Source organism: Pseudomonas sp. NPDC089741 (assembly GCF_044748825.1).
In the GTDB taxonomy this organism is placed as follows: Bacteria; Pseudomonadota; Gammaproteobacteria; order Pseudomonadales; family Pseudomonadaceae; genus Aquipseudomonas; species Aquipseudomonas helmanticensis.
On the sequence record NZ_JBIVGT010000021.1, the window covers coordinates 1 to 21752 of the forward strand.

20 protein-coding genes are annotated in these 21752 nt (G+C 59.8%); 17 read left to right on the plus strand and 3 right to left on the minus strand.

The window, feature by feature from the left end; all coding sequences use genetic code 11:
- The first annotated feature begins 13 nt into the window (after positions 1 to 13).
- From ACIPZE_RS19085 to ACIPZE_RS19100, 4 genes are all read left to right on the plus strand, one after another.
- Positions 14 to 1327, plus strand: coding sequence for a urate hydroxylase PuuD (locus tag ACIPZE_RS19085; RefSeq protein ID WP_400774679.1), 1314 nt, complete (start codon positions 14 to 16; stop codon positions 1325 to 1327).
- A 162-nt stretch (positions 1328 to 1489) separates the two neighbouring features.
- Positions 1490 to 2848: a nucleobase:cation symporter-2 family protein gene (locus ACIPZE_RS19090; protein ID WP_400774587.1), complete on the plus strand. Its 1359-nt coding sequence runs from the start codon at positions 1490 to 1492 to the stop codon at positions 2846 to 2848.
- A 175-nt stretch (positions 2849 to 3023) separates the two neighbouring features.
- Positions 3024 to 3809: an outer membrane protein OmpK gene (locus tag ACIPZE_RS19095; protein WP_283437165.1), complete on the plus strand. Its 786-nt coding sequence runs from the start codon at positions 3024 to 3026 to the stop codon at positions 3807 to 3809.
- A 374-nt stretch (positions 3810 to 4183) separates the two neighbouring features.
- Positions 4184 to 4969, plus strand: a complete 786-nt coding sequence (locus ACIPZE_RS19100) for an outer membrane protein OmpK (RefSeq protein WP_129391263.1) — start codon at positions 4184 to 4186, stop codon at positions 4967 to 4969.
- A 90-nt stretch (positions 4970 to 5059) separates the two neighbouring features.
- Here the strand turns inward: ACIPZE_RS19100 and ACIPZE_RS19105 are convergent, their stop codons facing one another.
- Positions 5060 to 6232, minus strand: coding sequence for a patatin-like phospholipase family protein (locus ACIPZE_RS19105; protein ID WP_283437166.1), 1173 nt, complete (start codon positions 6230 to 6232; stop codon positions 5060 to 5062).
- Positions 6233 to 6267: 35 nt separating this feature from the next.
- Entirely contained in the window at positions 6268 to 7200 is a 933-nt protein-coding gene (locus ACIPZE_RS19110) for a lipid A biosynthesis lauroyl acyltransferase (protein ID WP_129391257.1), read from the minus strand.
- Between the two features lie 117 nt (positions 7201 to 7317).
- Between ACIPZE_RS19110 and minC the strand changes: the two genes are divergently transcribed.
- The 8 genes from minC (at position 7318) to ACIPZE_RS19150 (ending at position 15501) form a co-directional block, all read left to right on the plus strand.
- The gene (minC, locus tag ACIPZE_RS19115) at positions 7318 to 8055 is read left to right on the plus strand and encodes a septum site-determining protein MinC (protein WP_129391254.1); all 738 of its coding nucleotides are present in this window, start codon (positions 7318 to 7320) and stop codon (positions 8053 to 8055) included.
- A gap of 169 nt (positions 8056 to 8224) precedes the next feature.
- Positions 8225 to 9037, plus strand: coding sequence for a septum site-determining protein MinD (gene minD / locus ACIPZE_RS19120; RefSeq protein ID WP_038367005.1), 813 nt, complete (start codon positions 8225 to 8227; stop codon positions 9035 to 9037).
- On the plus strand, positions 9037 to 9291 hold the full coding sequence (minE, locus tag ACIPZE_RS19125) for a cell division topological specificity factor MinE (RefSeq protein ID WP_003223146.1): 255 nt from the start codon (positions 9037 to 9039) through the stop codon (positions 9289 to 9291). Before minD ends, minE begins: the two co-directional genes overlap by 1 nt.
- A gap of 175 nt (positions 9292 to 9466) precedes the next feature.
- Positions 9467 to 10102 (plus strand): RluA family pseudouridine synthase, encoded by a 636-nt coding sequence (locus tag ACIPZE_RS19130; RefSeq protein WP_007919202.1) that lies wholly within the window; start codon positions 9467 to 9469, stop codon positions 10100 to 10102.
- A gap of 170 nt (positions 10103 to 10272) precedes the next feature.
- A complete protein-coding gene (locus ACIPZE_RS19135) occupies positions 10273 to 11562 on the plus strand; it encodes a M18 family aminopeptidase (protein ID WP_129391251.1) in 1290 nt (429 codons plus the stop codon).
- Positions 11563 to 11696: 134 nt separating this feature from the next.
- Positions 11697 to 11873, plus strand: coding sequence for a hypothetical protein (locus ACIPZE_RS19140; protein ID WP_283437169.1), 177 nt, complete (start codon positions 11697 to 11699; stop codon positions 11871 to 11873).
- A gap of 75 nt (positions 11874 to 11948) precedes the next feature.
- Complete coding sequence (locus tag ACIPZE_RS19145; RefSeq protein ID WP_283437170.1) at positions 11949 to 14102, plus strand: mechanosensitive ion channel family protein; 2154 nt, start codon at positions 11949 to 11951, stop codon at positions 14100 to 14102.
- Positions 14103 to 14166: 64 nt separating this feature from the next.
- Entirely contained in the window at positions 14167 to 15501 is a 1335-nt protein-coding gene (locus tag ACIPZE_RS19150; protein ID WP_400774593.1) for an amidohydrolase, read from the plus strand.
- A gap of 498 nt (positions 15502 to 15999) precedes the next feature.
- Here ACIPZE_RS19150 and ACIPZE_RS19155 read toward each other — a convergent pair whose 3' ends face one another.
- Positions 16000 to 16713, minus strand: coding sequence for a UTRA domain-containing protein (locus tag ACIPZE_RS19155; RefSeq protein ID WP_400774596.1), 714 nt, complete (start codon positions 16711 to 16713; stop codon positions 16000 to 16002).
- A 350-nt stretch (positions 16714 to 17063) separates the two neighbouring features.
- Here ACIPZE_RS19155 and ACIPZE_RS19160 point away from each other — a divergent pair, with 350 nt between their 5' ends.
- From ACIPZE_RS19160 to ACIPZE_RS19180, 5 genes are all read left to right on the plus strand, one after another.
- Complete coding sequence (locus tag ACIPZE_RS19160; protein ID WP_129391239.1) at positions 17064 to 18131, plus strand: ABC transporter substrate-binding protein; 1068 nt, start codon at positions 17064 to 17066, stop codon at positions 18129 to 18131.
- Positions 18132 to 18263: 132 nt separating this feature from the next.
- Positions 18264 to 19070 (plus strand): alkaline phosphatase family protein, encoded by an 807-nt coding sequence (locus ACIPZE_RS19165; protein WP_283437173.1) that lies wholly within the window; start codon positions 18264 to 18266, stop codon positions 19068 to 19070.
- A 5-nt stretch (positions 19071 to 19075) separates the two neighbouring features.
- The gene (locus ACIPZE_RS19170; protein WP_164979467.1) at positions 19076 to 19912 is read left to right on the plus strand and encodes an ABC transporter permease subunit; all 837 of its coding nucleotides are present in this window, start codon (positions 19076 to 19078) and stop codon (positions 19910 to 19912) included.
- Positions 19899 to 20699 (plus strand): ABC transporter permease, encoded by an 801-nt coding sequence (locus ACIPZE_RS19175; RefSeq protein WP_008083711.1) that lies wholly within the window; start codon positions 19899 to 19901, stop codon positions 20697 to 20699. The genes ACIPZE_RS19170 and ACIPZE_RS19175 overlap by 14 nt, the downstream gene beginning before the upstream one ends.
- Positions 20696 to 21685, plus strand: coding sequence for an ABC transporter ATP-binding protein (locus ACIPZE_RS19180; protein ID WP_129391230.1), 990 nt, complete (start codon positions 20696 to 20698; stop codon positions 21683 to 21685). Before ACIPZE_RS19175 ends, ACIPZE_RS19180 begins: the two co-directional genes overlap by 4 nt.
- The last annotated feature ends 67 nt before the right edge of the window (positions 21686 to 21752 follow it).

Sequence of the window (21752 nt, forward strand, 5' to 3'; positions counted from 1 at the left end):
GCTGGGAAGTCGGGTGGTCGGACATCTGTTGGAAGGGCTGAACCGGCGCGTGCGCTGGGTTCACATGATTACTGGCGTGGCCTGGATCGGCGCGTCGTTCTACTTCGTCTGGCTGGAGAACAACCTCAACCGCGTCAACCCGAAAACCGGCCTGGCCGGTGATCTGTGGGCGATCCACGGTGGCGGTATCTATCACCTCGAAAAATACAAACTGGCCCCACCGTCGATGCCGGAGAACCTGCACTGGTTCAAATGGGAAGCCTACTTCACCTGGATGTCGGGTATCGCGCTGCTGTGCGTGGTGTTCTACTCCAACCCAACGCTCTACCTGCTGGCTCCGGGCAGCACACTGAGCGGCCCTGAAGGCGTGGCCATCGGTATCGGCTCGCTGTTCCTCGGCTGGTTCATCTACTCCTTCCTGTGCGACTCGGCCTTGGGCAAACGCCCTGCTCTGCTGGGCTTCATTCTGTTCGTGCTGATCATCGGCGCGGCGTATGGCTTCAGCAAAGTGTTCAGCGGTCGTGGTGCGTACCTGCACGTCGGCGCGATCATCGGCACCATCATGGTCGGTAACGTGTTCCGCATCATCATGCCGGCGCAACGGGCACTGGTGGCGGCTATTGCCGAGAACCGCACGCCGGATCCGGCGCTGCCGGCCAAAGGCTTGCTGCGTTCGCGTCACAACAACTACTTCACCCTGCCGGTGCTGTTCATCATGATCAGCAACCACTTCCCGAGCACCTATGGCAGCCAGTACAACTGGTTGATCCTGGCCGGGATCGCAGTGTTGGCAGTGTTGGTGCGTCACTACTTCAACACCCGTCACGACAGCCACAAGTTTGCCTGGACTCTGCCGGTGGCAGCGGTGGGCATGATCACTCTGGCGTACGTCACCGGCCCAACGCCGATGTCGACCGCTCCGGAAGTGGCCAAAGCTCCTGCGAAAATCGAGTACCAACCGCTGCCGGAAACGGCACTGGGCGGTGGCGCAAAACCGGCTGAAGCGTCGGCACCTGCGCAAGCCGCAGCGCCTGCTGCAGCACCGGCGCAAGCCTCCAACGCAGGTCCGGCCTTCGACAAAGTGCACAACGTGATTCAAGAACGTTGCGCGGTTTGCCACTCGGCCAAACCGACCAGCCCGTTGTTCAGCGCAGCGCCTGCGGGTGTGATGTTCGACACCCCTGAGCAGATCCGCCAGAACGCGCCGCGCATCCAGGCGCAAGCCATCACCACGCAGATCATGCCACTGGGCAACATCACGCAGATGACCCAGCAGGAACGTGACCTGATCGGTGCATGGATTGCCCAGGGAGCCCAGACCAACTAAGCAAAAGCTTCGCGAGCAGGCTCGCTCCCACATTGGAATGCATTTCCTGTGGGAGCGAGCCTGCTCGCGAATTGCCTTAACGCGGTTTACCTGATGCAAAGAAACAGCTGTGAGCAACCCGACAGCTGTTAATCACAAGAATAAAAAGATCCGAGGTGTTGCATGTCCGAGCTGTCCAAAGCGCGCATCCCCGACGCACCCGCCATTCAGCGATTGCCCCTTTTGCAACTGATCCTGGTCGGTTTGCAACATGTTCTGCTGATGTACGGTGGTGCCATCGCGGTGCCGCTGATCATTGGACAGGCCGCTGGCCTGAGTCGTGAAGAAATTGCCTTTCTGATCAACGCCGACCTGCTGGTCGCCGGTGTCGCCACCATCGTGCAATCCATGGGCATCGGCCCGATGGGCATCCGCATGCCGGTGATGATGGGCGCCAGTTTTGCTGCGGTTGGCAGCATGGTCGCCATGGCCGGCATGCCCGGTATCGGCCTGCAAGGCATCTTCGGTGCAACGATCGCCGCCGGTTTCTTCGGCATGATCATCGCGCCGTTCATGTCCAAGGTCGTGCGCTTCTTCCCGCCCCTGGTGACCGGCACGGTCATCACCTCGATCGGTTTGTCGCTGTTCCCCGTGGCCGTGAATTGGGCGGGTGGCGGTGCTGGCGCCGCGCAATTCGGTTCACCGATTTATCTGGCCATCGCTGCCCTGGTGTTGGGCACCATTCTGCTGATCCACCGCTTCATGCGCGGTTTCTGGGTGAACATCTCGGTACTGATCGGCATGTGCTTCGGCTACGTGCTGTGCGGCGCAATCGGCATGGTCGACCTGAGCGGCATGGCCAACGCGCCGTGGATTCAGTTCGTCACTCCGCTGCATTTCGGCATGCCGAAATTCGAACTCGCACCGATCCTGTCGATGTGCCTGGTGGTAGTGATCATCTTCGTCGAGTCCACCGGCATGTTCCTCGCGCTGGGCAAGATCACCGGCCAGGAAGTCTGCCCACGGATGCTGCGTCGCGGCTTGCTGTGTGATGCCGGCGCCTCGTTTGTTGCCGGTTTCTTCAACACCTTCACCCACTCCTCGTTCGCGCAAAACATCGGCCTGGTGCAGATGACCGGCGTGCGCTGCCGCTCGGTGACCATCGTTGCCGGTGGTTTGCTGATCGTGTTGAGTCTGCTGCCGAAAGCGGCGTTTCTGGTGGCATCAATTCCACCGGCAGTCCTCGGCGGCGCAGCGATCGCGATGTTCGGCATGGTCGCCGCTACCGGCATCAAGATCCTGCAAGAAGCCGACATCGGTGACCGTCGCAACCAGTTGCTGGTCGCGGTGAGCATCGGCATGGGCCTGATCCCGGTGGTGCGTCCGGAGTTCTTCGCGCACCTGCCGATGTGGATGAGCCCGATTACGCACAGCGGCATCGCCATGGCAACGCTCAGCGCGCTGACGCTGAACCTGCTGTTCAACATTCTCGGCGGCAAAGAGCGCGCAGCGATCAACGACTGCCACGCACACCAGCATTAACTAAGTCACCACAAAACCTTGTGGGAGCGAGCCTGCTCCGGGCGGCGTTCCGACGAAAGCGCTGTGTCATTCAACAGTGATGGCGACTGACACACCCCCTTGGCGAGCAGGCTCGCTCCCACAGGGGCAAGCAACAGCTCTGCGCCTCAACAATAAAAACAAGAGGGAGCAACAGATGATTCGCACGCAAACCAACGTTCTGTTGAGTGGCGGCCTGCTGGCCGCGAGTCAAGCCATGGCCGGCGATCTCCTGCTGTGGCAAACCAACAGCCTCAGCTATCTGTACGGCAAGAACTTCGCGATCAACCCGTCGATCCAACAGACGGTGACGTTCGAGCACGCCGACAAGTGGAAATACGGCGACAACTTCCTCTTCGTCGACAAGATCTTCTACAACGGCGAAGAAGACCGCAACAAAGGCCCGCACACCTTCTACGGCGAATTCACCCCACGCTTCTCGTTCGGCAAGATCTTCGATCAGAAGCTCGAATTCGGCCCGATCAAGGACGTGCTGCTGGCGATGACCTACGAGTACGGCGAAGGCGAAAGCGAGGCCTACCTGATCGGCCCGGGCTTCGACCTCAAGGTGCCCGGCTTCAACTACGTCACCCTGAATATCTTCCGTCGCCAGACCGAAGGCCCGCGCCCCGGCGACGGTGTCTGGCAGATCACTCCAGGCTGGTCCTACAGCATTCCGGTGGGCAATTCCGATCTGCTGATCGACGGTTATCTGGACTGGGTCGTCGACAATGACGAGAACTCGCGCGGCACCTACCACGCCAACCTTCACATCAATCCGCAGATCAAATACGACCTCGGCAAAGCCCTCGGCTGGCGTCAGAAGCAGCTGTACGTCGGCACCGAATACAGCTACTGGAAGAACAAATACGGGGTCGAAAGCAGCCACAACCTCGACACCAATCAGAACACCGCCAGCCTGCTGGTGAAGGTGCATTTTTAAGATGACCCGCAACCGTGCCCCCTACCTGTCGTCGGTGCTCTGTTGCGGGGCACTTGAGAGCTGGCCGAGGAGTCAGTATTCTCCGCGGCCTCCTGAATTCGGTCTAAAAAAAAGCCCGGATTTAATTCCTGACCGACGGGCCAACTTATCCCGGCCCCGGTCAGTACCGAGGCATCCCGAAAACACGCTCAATCGACTGTTTTTTCAGCAGCCGAACGGGCGTTTTTTGGCTTTTCGAAAGCCTTGGCTCAGCTTTTGCTAACAGCACTGAAGCTGACCGATCGGATGACTTTTGCAGCAACGAAAAAAGGCGCCACACCAGAGCGCCGATCTTAAAAAAAAAAACGTGGAACACCTACTTTGGGAGCAACCGAATGAAACGTATGTGCACCAGCCTGATGCTTGCGGGATCGATGCTGGCCGGCGGCCAGGCCATGGCCGATGGCCTGCTGCAGTGGCAGAACAACAGCCTGACCTACCTTTACGGTAAAGACTTCAAGGTCAACCCTGCGATCCAGCAGACCGTCACCTTCGAGCACGCCGATGCCTGGAAGTACGGGGACAACTTCCTGTTCGTCGACAAGATCTTCTACAACGGTGACAAGGACTTCAACAACGGCCCGAACACCTACTACGGCGAGTTCCAGCCACGCATCTCGCTGGGCAAGGTACTCGACCAGAAGATCGAGTTCGGCCCGATCAAAGACGTCCTGCTGGCGATGACGTACGAGTTCGGCGAGGGTGACACCGAGTCCTACCTGATCGGTCCAGGCTTCGACCTGGCCATCCCGGGCTTCGACTACTTCCAGCTGAACTTCTACCAGCGCCACACCGAAGGCTCGCGCCCGGGTGACAACGTCTGGCAGATCACTCCGGTGTGGTCCTACACCATCCCGGTCGGCGACTCGAACGTGCTGATCGACGGTTACATGGACTGGGTTGTCGACAACGACGTCAACAACCGTGGCGAATACCACGCCAACCTGCACTTCAACCCACAGGTCAAATACGACTTGGGCAAGGCGTTGAATTTCGGCGAGAAGCAGCTGTACGTCGGTGTCGAGTACGACTACTGGAAAGACAAGTACGGGATCGACGACACCCGTGCGTTCACCACCAATCAGAACGTGACCAGCTTCCTGGTGAAGTTCCACTTCTGATCTTAAAAGCTTCGCGAGCAGGCTCGCTCCCACATTCGACCGGGTTTCAATGTGGGAGCGAGCCTGCTCGCGAAGGCCTCACTGCAGATTTCAGGCCGAGACCACCGCCGCGGATATCCCCAAAAATCGGCAAAGTTCTTCACGCTTGGCCAACGCATCACGCCGCCCCAGATCGATCAACTCGCTGCAATACCCCGCCTCGAACAGCAGATAACTCAACACCCCGGCCCCACTCGTCTTCGTCGCCCCCGGTCCACGCAGAAACAAGCGCAACGCCGCCGGCAACTCCTGGCGATGCCGCGCCGCGATCTCATCGATCGGCTGACTCGGCGAAATCACCAACACCTCCACCGGCGCCACACCCAGCTCGCGTGTCGGCGTGCCAGCGGGCATCAGATGACTGAACTGGTTGAGGCGCTGCAGCAACTCGATGTCGCTCTCCAGACTGTCAATGAACGTGCTGTTGAGCATGTGCCCGCCAATTTGTGCCAGCGTCGGCTGTTGCCCGGTGTAAGTGCGCTCCAGCGGCTGCTGCGGATCGAAGCCGCGCGGGTTGCCGCTGACACCCACCACCAGCACGCGACTGGCGCCCAGGTGCAATGCCGGACTGATCGGCGCCGATTGCCGCACCGCGCCGTCGCCGAAATATTCATCACCGATCTTCACCGGCGCGAATAGCAACGGAATCGCCGAACTGGCGAGCAAGTGATCCACCGACAATTGTGTCGGCACACCGATGCGCCGATGCCGCAGCCATGAATCGATCGTGCCGCCGCCCTGATAGAACGTCACCGCTTGCCCCGACTCATAACCAAACGCCGTCACCGCCACCGCATGCAATTGCTTGCGCGCGATGGATTCGGCGATGCCGGGCATGTGCAGTTTTTCATTGAGCAGATCACGCAGCGGCGAACTGTTGAGCAGCGCCACCGGCATATGACGGCCGAGGCCAAGCAAGCTGTGACTGACAAAACGGCTGGCCTGACGGATGACGCCGGGCCAGTCACTGCGCAGCACGCGATGGCTGCGAAAGCCTTGCCAGAATAAGGTGAGCCGCTCAATGGCCGCGCGAAAATCGGTGGCGCCACTGGCGAGGCTGACGGCGTTGATCGCGCCCGCCGATGTGCCGACGATCACCGGAAACGGATTGTCAGCACCCAACGGCAACAGTTCGGCAATCGCCGCCAGCACCCCCACCTGATACGCCGCCCGAGCCCCGCCGCCGGAAAGAATCAAACCTGTGACCGGTTCAGCTGGGCTCATCGCAACGCTCCATGGTGCTTATAGGAATGGATCAATCAACCGCGCTTGGCGTACAGCTTCGGCTCGCCCGGTGGCCGGCTCTTGAAGCGTCGATGTGCCCACAAATATTGCTCCGGGCAATCGCGCAAGACGCCTTCGACCCACTGGTTGATGCGGATGCAGTCGGCTTCTTCGGTCTCGCCGGGGAAATCTTCCAGCGGCGGATGCACGACCAGACGATAACCGCTGCCGTCGGCCAGGCGCTCCTGAGTGAACGGCACCACCAGCGCTTTACCCAAACGGGCAAACTTGGTGGTTGCGGTCACAGTCGCCGCCTGAATGCCGAACAGCGGCACGAAAATGCTCTGCTTGGCGCCGTAGTCCTGATCCGGTGCGTACCAGATCGCCCGGCCAGAGCGCAGCAGCTTGAGCATGCCGCGCACGTCGTCACGCTCCACCGCCAGCGAGTCGAGGTTGTGCCGCTCGCGGCCCTGACGCTGAATGAAATCGAACAACGGGTTTTTGTGCTCGCGGTACATGCCATCGATGGTGTGCTGCTGACCGAGCAACGCCGCGCCGATTTCCAGGGTAGTGAAATGCACCGCCATCAGAATCACGCCTTTGCCTTCGCGCCGGGCTTTTTGCAAATGCTCAAGACCTTCGACGTGCGCCAGCTTCGCCAGACGCTCACGTGACCACCACCAGCTCATGGCCATTTCGAAAAAGGCGATGCCGGTCGAGGCGAAATTTTCTTTGAGCAAGCGCTTGCGCTCGGCGGCGGATTTTTCCGGGAAGCACAGCTCAAGATTGCGCTTGGCGATGCGCCGCCGGTCGCCGGCGAGGCGATACATCAATGCGCCCAAAACTCGACCGATGGTCAACAACGCCGGATACGGCAGTTGCACGATCAGCCACAAAAGCCCCAAGCCGCACCAGAGCGGCCAGAAGCGCGGCGATAAAAATGCTTTTCGAAAACGCGGGCGATCCATTAAAGCTTCCGTAAATACAGTGGCCGCGCATTCTACATCGTTCGACCCGGCTTGCGGCCTGCGGGCGTTCTCGTTATAAGTCTCGGCACTTTTAGTGACAAGCCGTTGTATGCCGACATGAGCAAAACCGAACCGTTAGACCAAGATCCCGTGTTCCAGTTGAAGGGCAGCATGCTGGCCATTACCGTGCTGGAACTGGCCCGTAACGACCTCGACAGCCTCGATCGGCAATTGGCCGCCAAAGTTGCGCAGGCGCCGAACTTCTTCAGCAACGCGCCGCTGGTTCTGGCCCTCGACAAACTGCCGCCGGGCGAAGGCGCGGTCGATCTGCCGGGGCTGATGCGCGTCTGCCGTCAACACGGCCTGCGCACCTTGGCCATCCGCGCCAGTCGCATCGAAGACATCGCCGCCGCGATCGCCATCGACATCCCGGTGCTGCCGCCGTCTGGCGCCCGTGAGCGGCCGCTGGAGATGCCCGAAGCCGAAGTCAAAAAGAAGCCGGAAAAGCCACCAGAACCGACCATCAAACAGACCCGCGTCATCACCACGCCAGTACGTGGTGGCCAACAGATATACGCCCAGGGTGGCGATCTGGTGGTGGTGTCCTCGGTCAGTCCGGGGGCGGAACTTCTCGCCGATGGCAACATCCATGTATACGGCCCGATGCGTGGTCGTGCGCTGGCCGGCGTGAAGGGCGACACCAAGGCACGGATTTTCTGTCAGCAATTGAGCGCTGAACTGATCTCCATCGCCGGTCATTACAAGGTCTCCGAAGATTTGCGCCGCGACCCGATGTGGGGCTCGGGCGTACAGGTCAGCCTGTCGGGCGACGTGTTGAACATCATTCGGCTTTAACGGATACTGCCGCATTTTCCAAGCATCTCTAAAACGTAGCGAAAACGGCTCAAACGAAGTAGGAAAAAGGCCAAAAGCCAAATTCCAGCCAAGGCTGTCCGACTGCAGTAGTTTTCAAGAGATGTTTTTCAGGGGCTAAAAAGTCCTTCTTCCTTAGGGGTGAAACACCTTGGCCAAGATTCTCGTGGTTACATCCGGCAAGGGTGGTGTGGGTAAGACCACCACCAGCGCCGCTATCGGTACCGGCCTCGCTCTGCGCGGCCACAAAACAGTGATCGTCGACTTCGACGTGGGCTTGCGTAACCTTGACCTGATCATGGGTTGCGAGCGCCGCGTGGTGTATGACTTCGTCAACGTGGTCAACGGCGAAGCCAACCTGCAACAAGCGCTGATCAAAGACAAGCGTCTGGAAAACCTCTACGTACTGGCCGCCAGTCAGACCCGCGACAAAGACGCGCTGACTGTCGAAGGCGTGGAAAAAGTCCTGATGCAACTCAAGGAGGACTTTGACTTCGTGGTTTGCGACTCCCCGGCGGGCATCGAGAAAGGTGCACACCTGGCCATGTACTTCGCCGACGAAGCGATCATCGTGACCAACCCGGAAGTGTCCTCGGTACGTGACTCCGACCGCATGCTGGGCCTGTTGGCCAGCAAGTCCCGTCGTGCCGAAAAAGGCGAAGAGCCGATCAAGGAACACTTGCTGCTGACCCGTTACAACCCGCAGCGCGTCAGCGATGGCGAGATGCTGGGCGTGGAAGACGTGAAGGAAATCCTGGCCGTCACCCTGCTGGGCGTGATTCCGGAATCCCAGGCAGTGCTCAAGGCCTCCAACTCGGGCGTCCCGGTGATCCTCGACGACCAGAGCGACGCCGGTCAAGCGTACAGCGACGCGGTTGATCGCTTGCTGGGCAAAGAAAAAGAGCATCGTTTTCTCGATGTTACGAAGAAGGGATTCTTCGAGCGCCTGTTTGGAGGTAGGTAATGAACCTTTTTGACTTCTTTCGTGCCAACAAAAAGCCAAGTACTGCCTCGGTCGCGAAAGAGCGTCTACAGATCATCGTGGCGCATGAGCGCGGCCAGCGCAGCACGCCGGATTACTTGCCAGCCTTGCAGAAGGAACTGGTCGACGTGATCCGCAAGTACGTCAACATCGGCAACGACGACGTACATGTTGCACTGGAAAGCCAGGGCAGTTGCTCGATTCTGGAACTCAATATCACCCTGCCCGATCGCTGAGTCGATCCGGCAGTCGCCACGGCGGCTCGGGGCCAACAAGCCTTTGTAGGAGCTGCGGCACGCTGCGATCTTTTGCTCTTGTTGTTAAAAAGATCAAAAGATCGCAGCGTGCCGCAGCTCCTACAGGGAATGTGGTCCCCGAGCCGCCGTTGGCATTTGTTACGAGGCTGTTTTAATGCCGCTGTCCAACATCCGCATCATCCATCAGGACGCCGCCGTACTCGTGGTGAACAAACCGACGTTGCTGCTCTCGGTGCCCGGTCGCGCCGACGACAACAAGGATTGCCTGATTACCCGCCTGCAGGAAAACGGCTACCCGGAAGCGCGCATCGTCCATCGCCTGGACTGGGAAACCTCCGGCATCATTCTGCTCGCCCGTGACGCCGACACTCACCGTGAACTGTCGCGGCAGTTTCACGACCGTGAAACCGAAAAGGCCTACACCGCTCTGGCTTGGGGTCAACCGGAACTGGACAGTGGCAGCATCGATTTGCCGCTGCGCTACGATCCGCCGACCAAGCCGCGGCACGTGGTCGATCACGAATTCGGCAAACATGCGCTGACCTTCTGGCGCGTGCTCGAGCGTTGCGGCGATTGGTGTCGCGTTGAGCTGACGCCAATCACCGGCCGTTCGCATCAATTGCGCGTGCACATGCTGTCGATCGGTCATCCGCTGCTCGGCGACGGTCTGTACGCCCACGAGCAGGCTTTGGCCGCCTGGCCACGTCTGTGCCTGCACGCCAGCATGTTGAGCTTCACCCACCCGCAAACCGGCGAACGCTTGCGCTTCGAGTGCCCGGCACCGTTCTGACACATCCCCTATGTAGCTGCCGAAGGCTGCGATCTTTTGATCGGGTATTTCAAATATCAAAAACAAGATCAAAAGATCGAAGCCTTCGGCAGCGCCTACAGGGGGCCGGTGCAGATTCAATTCCCCGGCCGATGCGTTAAACTCCCGGCCATTGCTGTCTGGAGCTTCTTATGCGCGAAGAGTTGAACCAAGGCCTGATCGACTTCCTCAAGGCCTCCCCTACCCCGTTCCACGCCACTGCCAGCCTTGTTCAGCGTCTGGAGGCTGCCGGTTTTGTGCGCCTCGACGAACGCGAGCCATGGACCACCGAGGCCAACGGTCGCTACTACGTCACCCGTAACGACTCCTCGATCGTCGCGATCAAAATGGGCCGCCACTCGCCATTGCACAGCGGCATCCGCCTGGTCGGCGCGCACACCGACAGCCCATGCCTGAGGGTCAAGCCGCAACCGGAGCTGCAGCGTCAGGGTTTCTGGCAACTGGGCGTTGAAGTCTACGGCGGCGCCTTGCTCGCGCCGTGGTTCGACCGCGATCTGTCGCTGGCCGGCCGCGTGACCTTCCGCCGCGATGGCAAGGTCGAAAGCCAGTTGATCGACTTCAAGGCACCGATCGCGATCATTCCCAACCTGGCCATTCACCTCAACCGTGAAGCCAACCAGGGCTGGGCGATCAACGCGCAGACCGAACTGCCGCCGATCCTCGCGCAATTTGCCGGTGACGAGCGCGTCGATTTCCGCGCCGTGCTCACCGATCAACTGGCCCGCGAACACGGTTTGAACGCCGACGTGGTGCTCGATTACGAGCTGAGTTTCTACGACACGCAAAGTGCTGCGGTCATCGGTTTGAATGGCGACTTCATTGCCGGCGCACGCCTCGACAACCTGCTGTCGTGCTACGCCGGCCTGCAGGCCTTGCTCACCGCCGAAACCGATGAAACCTGCGTGCTGGTCTGCAACGACCACGAAGAAGTCGGCTCCTGCTCGGCCTGCGGTGCCGATGGCCCGATGCTCGAACAGACCCTGCGCCGCTTGTTGCCGGAAGGCGACGAATTCGTCCGCACCATTCAGAAATCCCTGCTGGTCTCGGCCGACAACGCTCACGGCGTGCACCCGAACTACGCGGAAAAACACGACGCCAACCACGGCCCGAAACTCAACGCCGGCCCGGTGATCAAGGTCAACAGCAACCAGCGCTACGCCACCAACAGTGAAACTGCCGGGTTCTTCCGCCATCTGTGCATGGCCGAAGAAGTGCCGGTGCAAAGCTTCGTGGTGCGCAGCGACATGGGCTGCGGCTCGACCATCGGCCCGATCACCGCCAGCCACCTCGGTGTGCGCACGGTCGATATCGGCCTGCCGACGTTCGCCATGCACTCGATCCGCGAACTCTGCGGCAGCCACGACCTGGCGCACCTGGTGAAAGTGCTGAGCGCGTTCTACGCCTGCCACGATCTACCGTAACCCGCTGTAGGAGCTGCCGCAGGCTGCGATCTTTTGATCTTGAAAAACAACATCAAAAGATCGCAGCCTGCGGCAGCTCCTACAGGGGTAAAGCCACCTAGACTTACATCATTCATTTCGACAAGGCAGTCTCCATGATCTCGATGTCTTCGTTTCACGCCATGCTCGTACCGATCCTCACCGGGATGATCCTGCTGGCCATCGGCTTCAACTTCCGTGACAAGAATGCCGGCGTCTTTGCCATGTGGATCGGCATGCTGACGATCCTCGCCACCGTGATCTACAAGATCCTCGCCAAACTCAACGAATAATCCGCGACGGCTCACATTGATCGGGTGGGCCTCGTACACTCCAGCGAATCCGCCCCTTGCGAGGTTGACCGCCTAGTGTTCGCTCGTCTTTTTGCTTTGCCCAGTCTGTTCCTTGTCTGCTTGATGACGCTGCTGCCGCTGGCGCCCGCCCACGCGGTCGGCTTGCCGGGCCTGCTCAACACCAGCAAGGCCCAGCCCGAAGCCCAGGAGCCCCTCGGCCAGTCCCTCGACGAAGTCATCAAGTCGCTGGAAAACGACAAGCAACGCGCACAGTTGCTCACCGATCTGAAGAAGCTGCGCGACGCCACGAAAAAAGCCCAGATCGCACCGGAAGAAGGCGTGCTGGGCCTGATCGGCGGCACCTTGGCCAACTTCGAAAAACAGTTTACCGGTGATGACAGCCCACTGAATCGCTGGGGCAACGAGTTCGACCTGGCCAAGGAAGAACTCAGCGGCATGATGCTGCCGGCCAACGAATGGCTGCCGATCATCTTCGGTTTCGCCATGATCCTGATGGTCTGGAGTCTGCTTGCCGCCGCATTGATCTGGCTCGGCCATCGCGTGCGCATGCGCTTCGGCCTGACCGAAGAACTGCCGCAACACCCCAAGGCCCTCGACATGCTGCGCTTTGCGTTGCGCAAGCTCGGGCCTTGGCTGATCGCCCTGGTGATGACCGTTTACATGTCCTACGCCTTGCCATCTTCGCTGGGCAAAAGCCTGGCGATGGTGCTGGCCTATGCGCTGGTGGTCGGTACCTGCTTCTCGGCAATCTGCGTGATTGCCTTCTCGCTGCTCGACGGCCCGCATCGCCATCGCGCGCTGTACATTCTGCGTCATCAAGCGTTCCGGCCGCTGTGGCTGATCGGCAGCTTCGCAGCATTCGGTGAAGCCCTGAACGACCCGCGCCTGATCGAAAGCCTCGGCGTGCATCTGGCCCACACGGCAGCGACCATCGCCAACATTCTCGCGGCACTCTCGACCGGGCTGTTCATCCTGCGCTTCCGCCGCCCGATCGCGCACCTGATTCGCAACCAGCCATTATCTCGACGCCTGACCCGGCGTGCGCTCAGCGACACCATCGATATCCTCGGAACGTTCTGGTACGTGCCGGCGCTGGTGCTGGTCGGCATCTCGCTGTTCGCGACGTTCGTCTCCGCCGGCGACACCAGTACCGCGCTGCGCCAGTCGCTGATCTGCACCGTGTTGCTGGTGTTGTGCATGGTGATCAACGGCCTTGTGCGTCGCCATTCACTGAAACCGCAACGCGGGCCACGGCGCCACGCCCTGTACTCGGAGCGCCTGAAAAACTTCTTCTATACCCTCGCGCATCTGCTGGTGTGGCTGGCGTTCATCGAACTGGGCCTGCGCGTATGGGGCAAATCGCTGATCGGTTTCGCCGAGGGCGACGGCCATGATGTCAGCGTCAAACTGTTCAGCCTGATCGGCACGCTGATTTTCTCCTGGCTGATCTGGATCCTCGCCGACACCGCCGTGCATCACGCCCTCACTCGCTCGCGCAAAGGCCTGGCCAACGCGCGCGCGCAAACGATGATGCCGTTGATCCGCAACGTGCTGTTCGTGGCGATCTTCATCATTGCGCTGATCGTCGCACTGGCGAACATGGGCATGAACGTCACGCCACTGCTCGCCGGTGCTGGCGTGATCGGTCTGGCCATCGGTTTCGGCGCACAATCACTGGTCGCCGATCTGATCACCGGCCTGTTCATCATCATCGAAGACTCGCTGGCCATCGACGATTACGTCGACGTCGGCGGCCACCTCGGCACCGTCGAAGGCCTGACCATCCGCACCGTACGCCTGCGCGACATCGACGGCATCGTCCACACCATTCCGTTCAGCGAAATCAAAAGCATCAAGAACTACTCACGGGAATTCGGCTACGCGATCTTCCGCGTCGCGGTGCCGTACAACATGGAAATCGACGACGCGATCAAACTGATGCGCGATGTCGGCCAGAAGATGCGCACAGACCCGCTGCAACGGCGCAACATCTGGTCGCCACTGGAGATTCAGGGTGTCGAAAGTTTCGAGTCCGGCAGCGCGATATTGCGCGCCCGGTTCAAGACCGCGCCGATCAAGCAATGGGAAGTTTCCCGCGCCTTCAACCTTTCGCTCAAACGCCATCTCGACGAAGCCGGACTCGATCTGGCAACGCCGCGCATGAGCGTGCAAGTGATCACTGCTGGTGGCGGTCAGCCGAAGGAATAGCACTCAGGCGCGCGGTTGCAGTCACAGGCAGGGAAGCCCGACAACAATAATCAAGGAGTAACCGATGCAACTGACGCGCATTGCCCAAGCCGTTCTATTCGGCCTTTTCGCCAGCCACGCCGGCGCGGCCACCCTGGACAGCACCCGCACGCAAATCGCCGAACAAGCGCAAAAGCTTGAGCCCGAACTCCTCGAAACCCGCCGCGATATCCATGCCCACCCGGAACTCGGCAACACGGAAAAACGCACCGCCGAGTTGGTCGCCAAACAACTCAAAGCGATGGGCCTGGACGTCAAGACCGGCGTCGCCCGCACCGGCGTGGTCGCCGTCCTCAAAGGCGCCCTGCCCGGCCCGACCGTGGCCCTGCGCGCCGACATGGACGCGCTGCCGGTCAAGGAAGTTTCCGACCTGCCCTTCGCCTCGAAAGCCAAAAGCACTTATCTCGACAAGGAAGTCGACGTCATGCACGCCTGCGGCCACGATGCGCACACCGCAATCCTGCTGAGCACGGCGAAGATTCTTACGGGCATGCGCGACACCCTGCCCGGCACCGTGGTGTTCTACTTCCAGCCCGCCGAAGAAGGCCCAAGCGACTTCATCCCCGACGGCAAAAATACCTGGGGCGCAAAAATGATGGTCGAGGAAGGCGTGATGAAGTCACCGAAACCCGATGTGGTCTTCGGCCTGCACGTCTGGGCCGGCGTCCCCGCCGGCCAGATCGCCTACCGCCCAGGCGCCACTCTCGCCAGCTCCGACGACCTGCGCATCAAAATCCTCGGCAAACAAACCCACGCCGGCCGCCCATGGGACGGCATCGACCCGATCACCGTCGGCGCGCAAACCATCGTCGGTCTGCAAACTGTAGTCAGCCGCCGCACCGATATCTCCTCGTACCCGTCAGTGGTCAGCATCGGCACCATCAACGGCGGCACACGCTACAACATCATTCCCGAATCCGTGGACATGACCGGCACGATCCGCTCCTACGACTACGGCATCCGCCAGAAACTGCATGCCGACGTACGCCAGACCGTGGAAAAAATCGCCGAAAGTGGCGGTGCAAAAGCAGACGTGACCATCATCGAAAAATATGACCCGACGATTAACAACCCAGCGCTCACCGAAAAAATGCTGCCGACGTTGAAGTGGGCGGCCAAGGACGATGTGGTGAATGCACCGCTGGTGGGCGGCGCGGAAGACTTCTCGTTCTATGCCAAGGAAGTACCGGGATTGTTTGTGTTTCTCGGCGTGACCCCGAGGGACCAGGACATGAGCAAGGCAGCGCCGAATCACAATCCGGGGTTCTTTGTGGATGAGTCGGCGCTGGTGGTCGGGGTGAGGACAATGGCTTCATTGGCGACGGATTATCTGTATGCCCATGCGGAGGCTGGCAAGTAGTGTTGAGATGACTGTGGGGGCGCTTTCGCGAGCAGGCTCGCTCCCACATTTGGACCGTGTGCAGCCGCCAGAAACAGGTCTGCTGTCAGGCCGCCATCGCTTGCGAACACCCCATGCGGCAAAGCCGCCCCACTCAACACAATGAGCGCAAGCTCGAGTACCGCTCTTGATCTTGCCGTGCTGGCCCCTTCGGCAGGCTTCGTTCCGGGATTGATCCGGGGGTGGGAGCGCAGCGACCGTTCGACGAAGTCGAACACATCGAGAGGAGGTGCAGCGAAGCAAACCGTAGGCGATGCCCCCCGGATCAATCCCGGAGCGAAGGAACCCCGAGCTTTAGCGAGCGGGCCGAACGCCGGGGCCCAGCGTTTTGGTTACTTTTGGGCGTCTGCAAAAGTGACTCGCTGTAAGAGCGAAACCGCCAGCGGCGACACCCGCAGAAACGGATATTCACACAGAACCCAATAGCCTGGTCGGCCCACAGGCCGCCAAGGTCAAAGCTCAAGCAACATCAACCCCAACGTGAATCGCATCATGCCGCCAAAACTCCAGATCACAATCAATCAACCGCTTATGCTGATCATAATTAACCCGAGCAATCCGTAACCCCGGGCTCCCCACCGACACCCTTAAAGCCGCCGCCGCATCCACAGACAATGACGTAGGCACAATCTCAAAGCGCACCCGCCCATAGTGCAAATCGTAATGCCGCGCATACAACTCGGTAATCGACTGATTCAAATCAAACTCAAGAATCCCCGGAAAAAACTGCGGATTCAAATAGTGCTCCACATACAACACCAGCCGCCCGTCAATGCGCCGCGACCGGCAAATCTGAATCACGCTGGACAGCGCCGGCAACTGCAACCACGCACACACCGCCGCTGACGCCGGCTGCAACCGCGCCGAAATCACCTCGGTCGAAGGCTCACGTCCCTGCGCACTGACCATCGCGTGAAAGTGACTGCGCTGCATCAGGTTATAGGCCAGACGCGGCGGCGAAACGAACCAGCCGCGCCGCTCCTCACGATAAATCTGCCCCTGTGCCTCCAACTGCAACAACGCCTCACGCACAGTAATCCGCGTGGTGCCAAACAACTCACTGAGCTTGCGTTCAGCCGGCAATTTACTGCCCGCCGCCAACAAGCCGTGGTCGAGCTGCTCCTGCAACACCTGGCCAATGGCTGTCACCGCTTTTGTTGCCTCATCACGCATCAACGTTACCTATCTGGACTAGACCAGCACTGTTTCGGGGCAAAACCGCACGGCGATCAAACCGTTTCGCGGTGTTGCAAGCCTAGGCAGTACAGATGACCGTCAGATGACAAAACTACCGAACGGTCATCCACACGGCTTGCAATACATCGGCCAAGTCCCTGCTCTCCGGGCCTTTGCGCATGGTCTACGCTTATCGGGCACCTGCCGATATCGTCCATATAAAAGGCCTGGCGCAAGGCCACCGACATCAAAGTGTCATCCAGCCCCCTTAAATTGGCTCAGGTATTGCTGACCTAGACCAACAACCACCGCAATCGCAGCGTTGAACACGACCAAGGAGCTTCGGAATGAAACAGCTTTTCCTGGCAACACTGTTAGGCTCGACCATTGCAATGTGCACCTCCGCCATGGCGGCTGGCACCGATTTGAAAACCCTCGAAGCCGCTGCGAAAGCGGAAGGCGCCGTCAACAGTGTCGGCATGCCCGATGACTGGGCCAACTGGAAAGGCACCTGGGAAGACCTTGCCAAAACCTACGGCCTGAAACACATCGACACCGACATGAGCTCGGCCCAGGAAATCGCCAAGTTCGCCGCCGAGAAAGACAACGCCACCGCTGACATCGGCGACGTCGGTGCCGCCTTCGGCCCGATCGCGGTCAAGCAAGGCGTAGTGCAACCCTACAAGCCAAGCACCTGGGATCAGGTTCCGGACTGGGCCAAGGACAAAGACGGCAACTGGGCACTGGCCTACACCGGCACCATCGCGTTCATCGTCAACAAGAAGCTGCTGCACGGTTCCGAAGTACCGACCAAATGGGCTGACCTCAAGGGTGGCAAATACAAAGTCTCGATCGGTGACGTGAGCACCGCCGCGCAAGCTGCCAACGGCGTACTCGCCGCAGCCCTGGCTAACGGTGGCGACGAGAAAAACATCCAGCCGGCCCTGACCCTGTTCGCCGACATCGCTAAACAAGGTCGTCTGTCGATGGCCAACCCGACCATCGCCACCATGGAAAAAGGCGAGATCGAAGTCGGCGTGGTCTGGGACTTCAACGGCTTGAGCTACAAAGCCAAGATGGCCAACCCGGATGATTACGTGGTGCTGATCCCGTCCGACGGTTCGGTGATTTCCGGCTACACCACGATCATCAACAAGTACGCGAAAAATCCGAACGCCGCCAAGCTGACCCGCGAATACATCTTCAGCGACGCCGGCCAGACCAACCTCGCCCGAGGTAACGCCCGTCCGATCCGCGCCGAGCACCTGCAACTGCCGGAAGACGTAAAGGCCAAGCTGCTGCCGAACGAACAGTACAAGAAAGTCACCCCGATCAAAGACGCCGATGCGTGGGAAAAAACCTCCAAGGCCCTGCCGCAGAAGTGGAACGAAGAAGTCATCGTAGAGATGAAGTAATCCTTCATCTGTAGGAGCTGCCGCAGGCTGCGATCTTTTGATCTTGCCCTTTAAAGCAATATCAAAAGATCGCAGCCTGCGGCAGCTCCTACATTGACCGGTTCAAGTTTGGTTTTCGGAGTCAACGCCCCTATGAAGCACAACGTCATCCTTGTCGTGCTCGACGGCCTCAACTACGAGGTCGCGCGCCACGCCATGGGGCATCTGCAGGCTTATGTTGGCGCAGGACGCGCCGCGCTCTATCAGTTGGAGTGCGAACTGCCGGCCCTGTCCCGACCGCTTTATGAATGCATCCTCACCGGCGTGCCGCCGATCGACAGCGGCATCGTCCACAACAACGTCTCGCGCCTGTCCAATCAGCGCAGCATTTATCACTACGCCCGCGATGCCGGTTTGAAGACCGCGGCGGCGGCGTATCACTGGGTCAGCGAGCTGTACAACCGCTCGCCATTCGTCGCCGCGCGCGACCGTCACACCGACAATCTGTCGCTGCCGATCCAGCACGGACACTTCTATTGGAACGACCACTACCCGGATTCGCACCTGTTCGCCGACGCGGAAAACCTCCGTCTTCGCCACGATCCGGATTTCCTGCTGATCCATCCGATGAACATCGACGATGCCGGGCACAAGCACGGGCTCGATTCGTCGCAGTACCGCAACAGCGCGCGCTCGGCGGACATCATCCTCGCCGACTATTTGCAGAGCTGGCTCGACGCTGGCTATCAGGTACTGGTGACCGCCGACCACGGCATGAACAACGACCGCTCGCACAACGGCCTGTTGCCGGAAGAACGCCAGGTGCCGCTGTTCGTTCTTGGCGACGCGTTCAGCCTCAGCGCTGACGCCGCGCCCAAGCAGACGGAAATCTGCGGCACGGTCTGCGAACTGCTCGGTGTGCCCCACGACAAACCAGTGTGCCGGGAGCTGCTCAAGTGAATGCCATGACTCGCGGCAAATGGCTGGCGGCGTTGTGCCTGGTGCCCTTCGCACTGTTCTTTATCGTCTTCGAAATCGCCCCGCTGGTCTGGGTGATGATCAACAGTCTGCAATCGGAAGAGTTCGGTTGGGGCGTCGAAAACTTCACGAAAATCTTCAGCTCGAAATTCTATTTGCAGGCGATCCAGTACAGCCTGGAGATCAGTTTCTGGTCGAGCGTATTCGGCATCATCATTGCCGTACTCGGTGCGTATTCCCTGCGCCGGGTCGATTCGAAGCTGCGCAACTTCGTCAACGCCTTCGCCAACATGACCAGCAACTTCGCCGGTGTGCCGCTGGCGTTCGCCTTCATCATCCTGCTCGGTTTCAACGGCAGCATCACCATCATGTTGAAGCAGTCGGGGATCATTCAGGACTTCAACCTGTACTCGAAAACCGGGTTGATCATCCTTTACACCTACTTCCAGATTCCGCTTGGCGTGCTGCTGCTGTACCCGGCGTTCGACGCCTTGCGTGAAGACTGGCGCGAGTCCGCCGCGTTGCTCGGTGCCAATGGCTGGCAGTTCTGGCGGCACATCGGTTTGCCGGTGCTGACCCCGGCGCTGCTCGGCACTTTCGTGATCCTGCTGGCCAACGCCCTCGGCGCCTACGCCACGGTGTATGCACTGACGACGGGCAACTTCAACGTCCTGCCGATTCGCATCGCGGCAATGGTTTCCGGTGATATTTCCCTAGACCCGAATCTGGCCAGCGCCCTGGCTGTGGTGCTGGTGGCGCTGATGACCATCGTCACTGTCGTGCATCAACTGCTGCTGAAGAGGAGCTACCATGTCTCGCGCTGAATCCGGCCCGGCCGGCCTCTACCACCGCGTCGTGGTTTATCTGCTATTCGCGATCCTCTTGCTGCCGCTGGCAGGCACGCTGGTCTACTCGATCGCCAGCAGTTGGTCGGCGACCATCCTGCCCAGCGGCTTCACCTTCAAGTGGTACATCCAGTTGTGGAGCGATCCACGTTTCCTCCACGCCTTCGGCCAGTCGTTATTGGTGTGCGTGGGCGCGCTGGTGCTGTCGGTGGTGCTGATTCTGCCGCTGCTGTTCGTCGTGCATTACCACTTTCCGAAACTCGATGCGCTGATGAACATCCTGATCCTGCTGCCCTTCGCGGTGCCGCCGGTGGTGTCATCGGTAGGTCTGTTACAGCTCTACGGTTCCGGGCCGATGGCGATGGTCGGCACGCCGTGGATTCTGATCGGCTGCTACTTCACCGTGGCCCTGCCGTTCATGTACCGGGCGATCACCAACAACCTGCAAGCGATCAACCTGCGCGACCTGATGGACGCTGCGCAACTGCTCGGCGCCAGCACCTTTCAGGCAGCGATTCTGGTGGTACTGCCCAACCTGCGCAAAGGCCTGATGGTCGCCTTGCTGCTGTCGTTCTCGTTCCTGTTCGGGGAGTTCGTGTTTGCCAACATTCTGGTCGGCACGCGCTACGAAACCTTGCAGGTTTACCTGAACAACATGCGCAATAGCAGCGGTCACTTCACCAGTGCGCTGGTCATCTCGTATTTCTTTTTCGTGCTGGTCCTGACCTGGATCGCCAACATCTTGAACAAGGACAAAAGCGAATGAGCTATGTCAGCGTCCAACACCTGCAGAAAAGCTACGCCGGCACTACCGTGTTCAGCGACATCGACTGCGAAATCAACAAGGGCGAATTCGTCACCCTGCTCGGCCCGTCCGGCTGCGGCAAGTCCACTCTTCTGCGTTGCATTGCCGGCCTGACGTCGGTGGATGGCGGCAAGATTCTGCTGGATGGCGTCGACATCGTGCCCTTAAGCCCGCAGAAACGCGGGATCGGCATGGTGTTCCAGAGCTACGCGCTGTTTCCCAACATGACCGTCGAGCAGAACGTTGCGTTCGGTTTGCGCATGCAAAAGGTCAACGCCGACGACAGTCATAAGCGCGTTGCTGAAGTGTTGAAACTGGTGGAGTTGAACGACTTTGCCAGCCGCTATCCGCATCAGCTGTCCGGAGGTCAATGTCAGCGTGTGGCCCTCGCCCGTTCGCTGGTCACGCGTCCACGCTTGTTGCTGCTGGATGAACCGCTCTCGGCACTCGATGCACGGATTCGCAAACACCTGCGCGAACAGATCCGTCAGATCCAGCGCGAACTTGGCCTGACGACGATTTTCGTTACTCACGATCAGGAAGAAGCGCTGACCATGTCTGATCGAATTTTCCTGATGAATCAGGGAAAAATCGTCCAGAGTGGCGACGCCGAAACCCTCTACACCGCACCGGTCGATGTGTTCGCCGCAGGCTTCATTGGCAACTACAACCTGCTCGATGCCGATGACGCTTCGAAATTGTTGCAGCGCCCGATCAATCACCGCATCGCCATTCGCCCGGAAGCCATCGAGCTGAGCTTGAACGGCGAACTCGATGCGCAGATCCGCAGCCACAGCCTGCTCGGCAACGTCATCCGCTATCGCGTCGAAGCGCGCGGCGTCGAACTGGTGGTGGATGTACTCAACCGCTCGGCGGCCGATCTGCATCCCGACGGTCAGCGCCTGGCGCTTTCCATCGATCCGACGGCCCTGTGCGAAGTAGCTTAAAAGCGGCTGCAAGCTTCGAGCTACAAGCTTCAAGTTGTAGACTGCGGCGCAGCTGATTCCAATTTTT

What these genes read in the sequence shown, in the direction of transcription:
- ACIPZE_RS19090 (WP_400774587.1), top strand. Translation starts at nt 1,490, where the DNA reads ATGTCCGAGCTGTCCAAAGCGCGCATCCCCGACGCACCCGCCATTCAG.
- ACIPZE_RS19095 (WP_283437165.1), top strand. Translation starts at nt 3,024, where the DNA reads ATGATTCGCACGCAAACCAACGTTCTGTTGAGTGGCGGCCTGCTGGCC.
- ACIPZE_RS19100 (WP_129391263.1), top strand. Translation starts at nt 4,184, where the DNA reads ATGAAACGTATGTGCACCAGCCTGATGCTTGCGGGATCGATGCTGGCC.
- ACIPZE_RS19105 (WP_283437166.1), bottom strand. Translation starts at nt 6,232, where the DNA reads ATGAGCCCAGCTGAACCGGTCACAGGTTTGATTCTTTCCGGCGGCGGG.
- ACIPZE_RS19110 (WP_129391257.1), bottom strand. Translation starts at nt 7,200, where the DNA reads ATGGATCGCCCGCGTTTTCGAAAAGCATTTTTATCGCCGCGCTTCTGG.
- minC (WP_129391254.1), top strand. Translation starts at nt 7,318, where the DNA reads ATGAGCAAAACCGAACCGTTAGACCAAGATCCCGTGTTCCAGTTGAAG.
- minE (WP_003223146.1), top strand. Translation starts at nt 9,037, where the DNA reads ATGAACCTTTTTGACTTCTTTCGTGCCAACAAAAAGCCAAGTACTGCC.
- ACIPZE_RS19130 (WP_007919202.1), top strand. Translation starts at nt 9,467, where the DNA reads ATGCCGCTGTCCAACATCCGCATCATCCATCAGGACGCCGCCGTACTC.
- ACIPZE_RS19135 (WP_129391251.1), top strand. Translation starts at nt 10,273, where the DNA reads ATGCGCGAAGAGTTGAACCAAGGCCTGATCGACTTCCTCAAGGCCTCC.
- ACIPZE_RS19140 (WP_283437169.1), top strand. Translation starts at nt 11,697, where the DNA reads ATGATCTCGATGTCTTCGTTTCACGCCATGCTCGTACCGATCCTCACC.
- ACIPZE_RS19150 (WP_400774593.1), top strand. Translation starts at nt 14,167, where the DNA reads ATGCAACTGACGCGCATTGCCCAAGCCGTTCTATTCGGCCTTTTCGCC.
- ACIPZE_RS19155 (WP_400774596.1), bottom strand. Translation starts at nt 16,713, where the DNA reads ATGCGTGATGAGGCAACAAAAGCGGTGACAGCCATTGGCCAGGTGTTG.
- ACIPZE_RS19160 (WP_129391239.1), top strand. Translation starts at nt 17,064, where the DNA reads ATGAAACAGCTTTTCCTGGCAACACTGTTAGGCTCGACCATTGCAATG.
- ACIPZE_RS19165 (WP_283437173.1), top strand. Translation starts at nt 18,264, where the DNA reads ATGAAGCACAACGTCATCCTTGTCGTGCTCGACGGCCTCAACTACGAG.
- ACIPZE_RS19170 (WP_164979467.1), top strand. Translation starts at nt 19,076, where the DNA reads ATGACTCGCGGCAAATGGCTGGCGGCGTTGTGCCTGGTGCCCTTCGCA.
- ACIPZE_RS19175 (WP_008083711.1), top strand. Translation starts at nt 19,899, where the DNA reads ATGTCTCGCGCTGAATCCGGCCCGGCCGGCCTCTACCACCGCGTCGTG.
- ACIPZE_RS19180 (WP_129391230.1), top strand. Translation starts at nt 20,696, where the DNA reads ATGAGCTATGTCAGCGTCCAACACCTGCAGAAAAGCTACGCCGGCACT.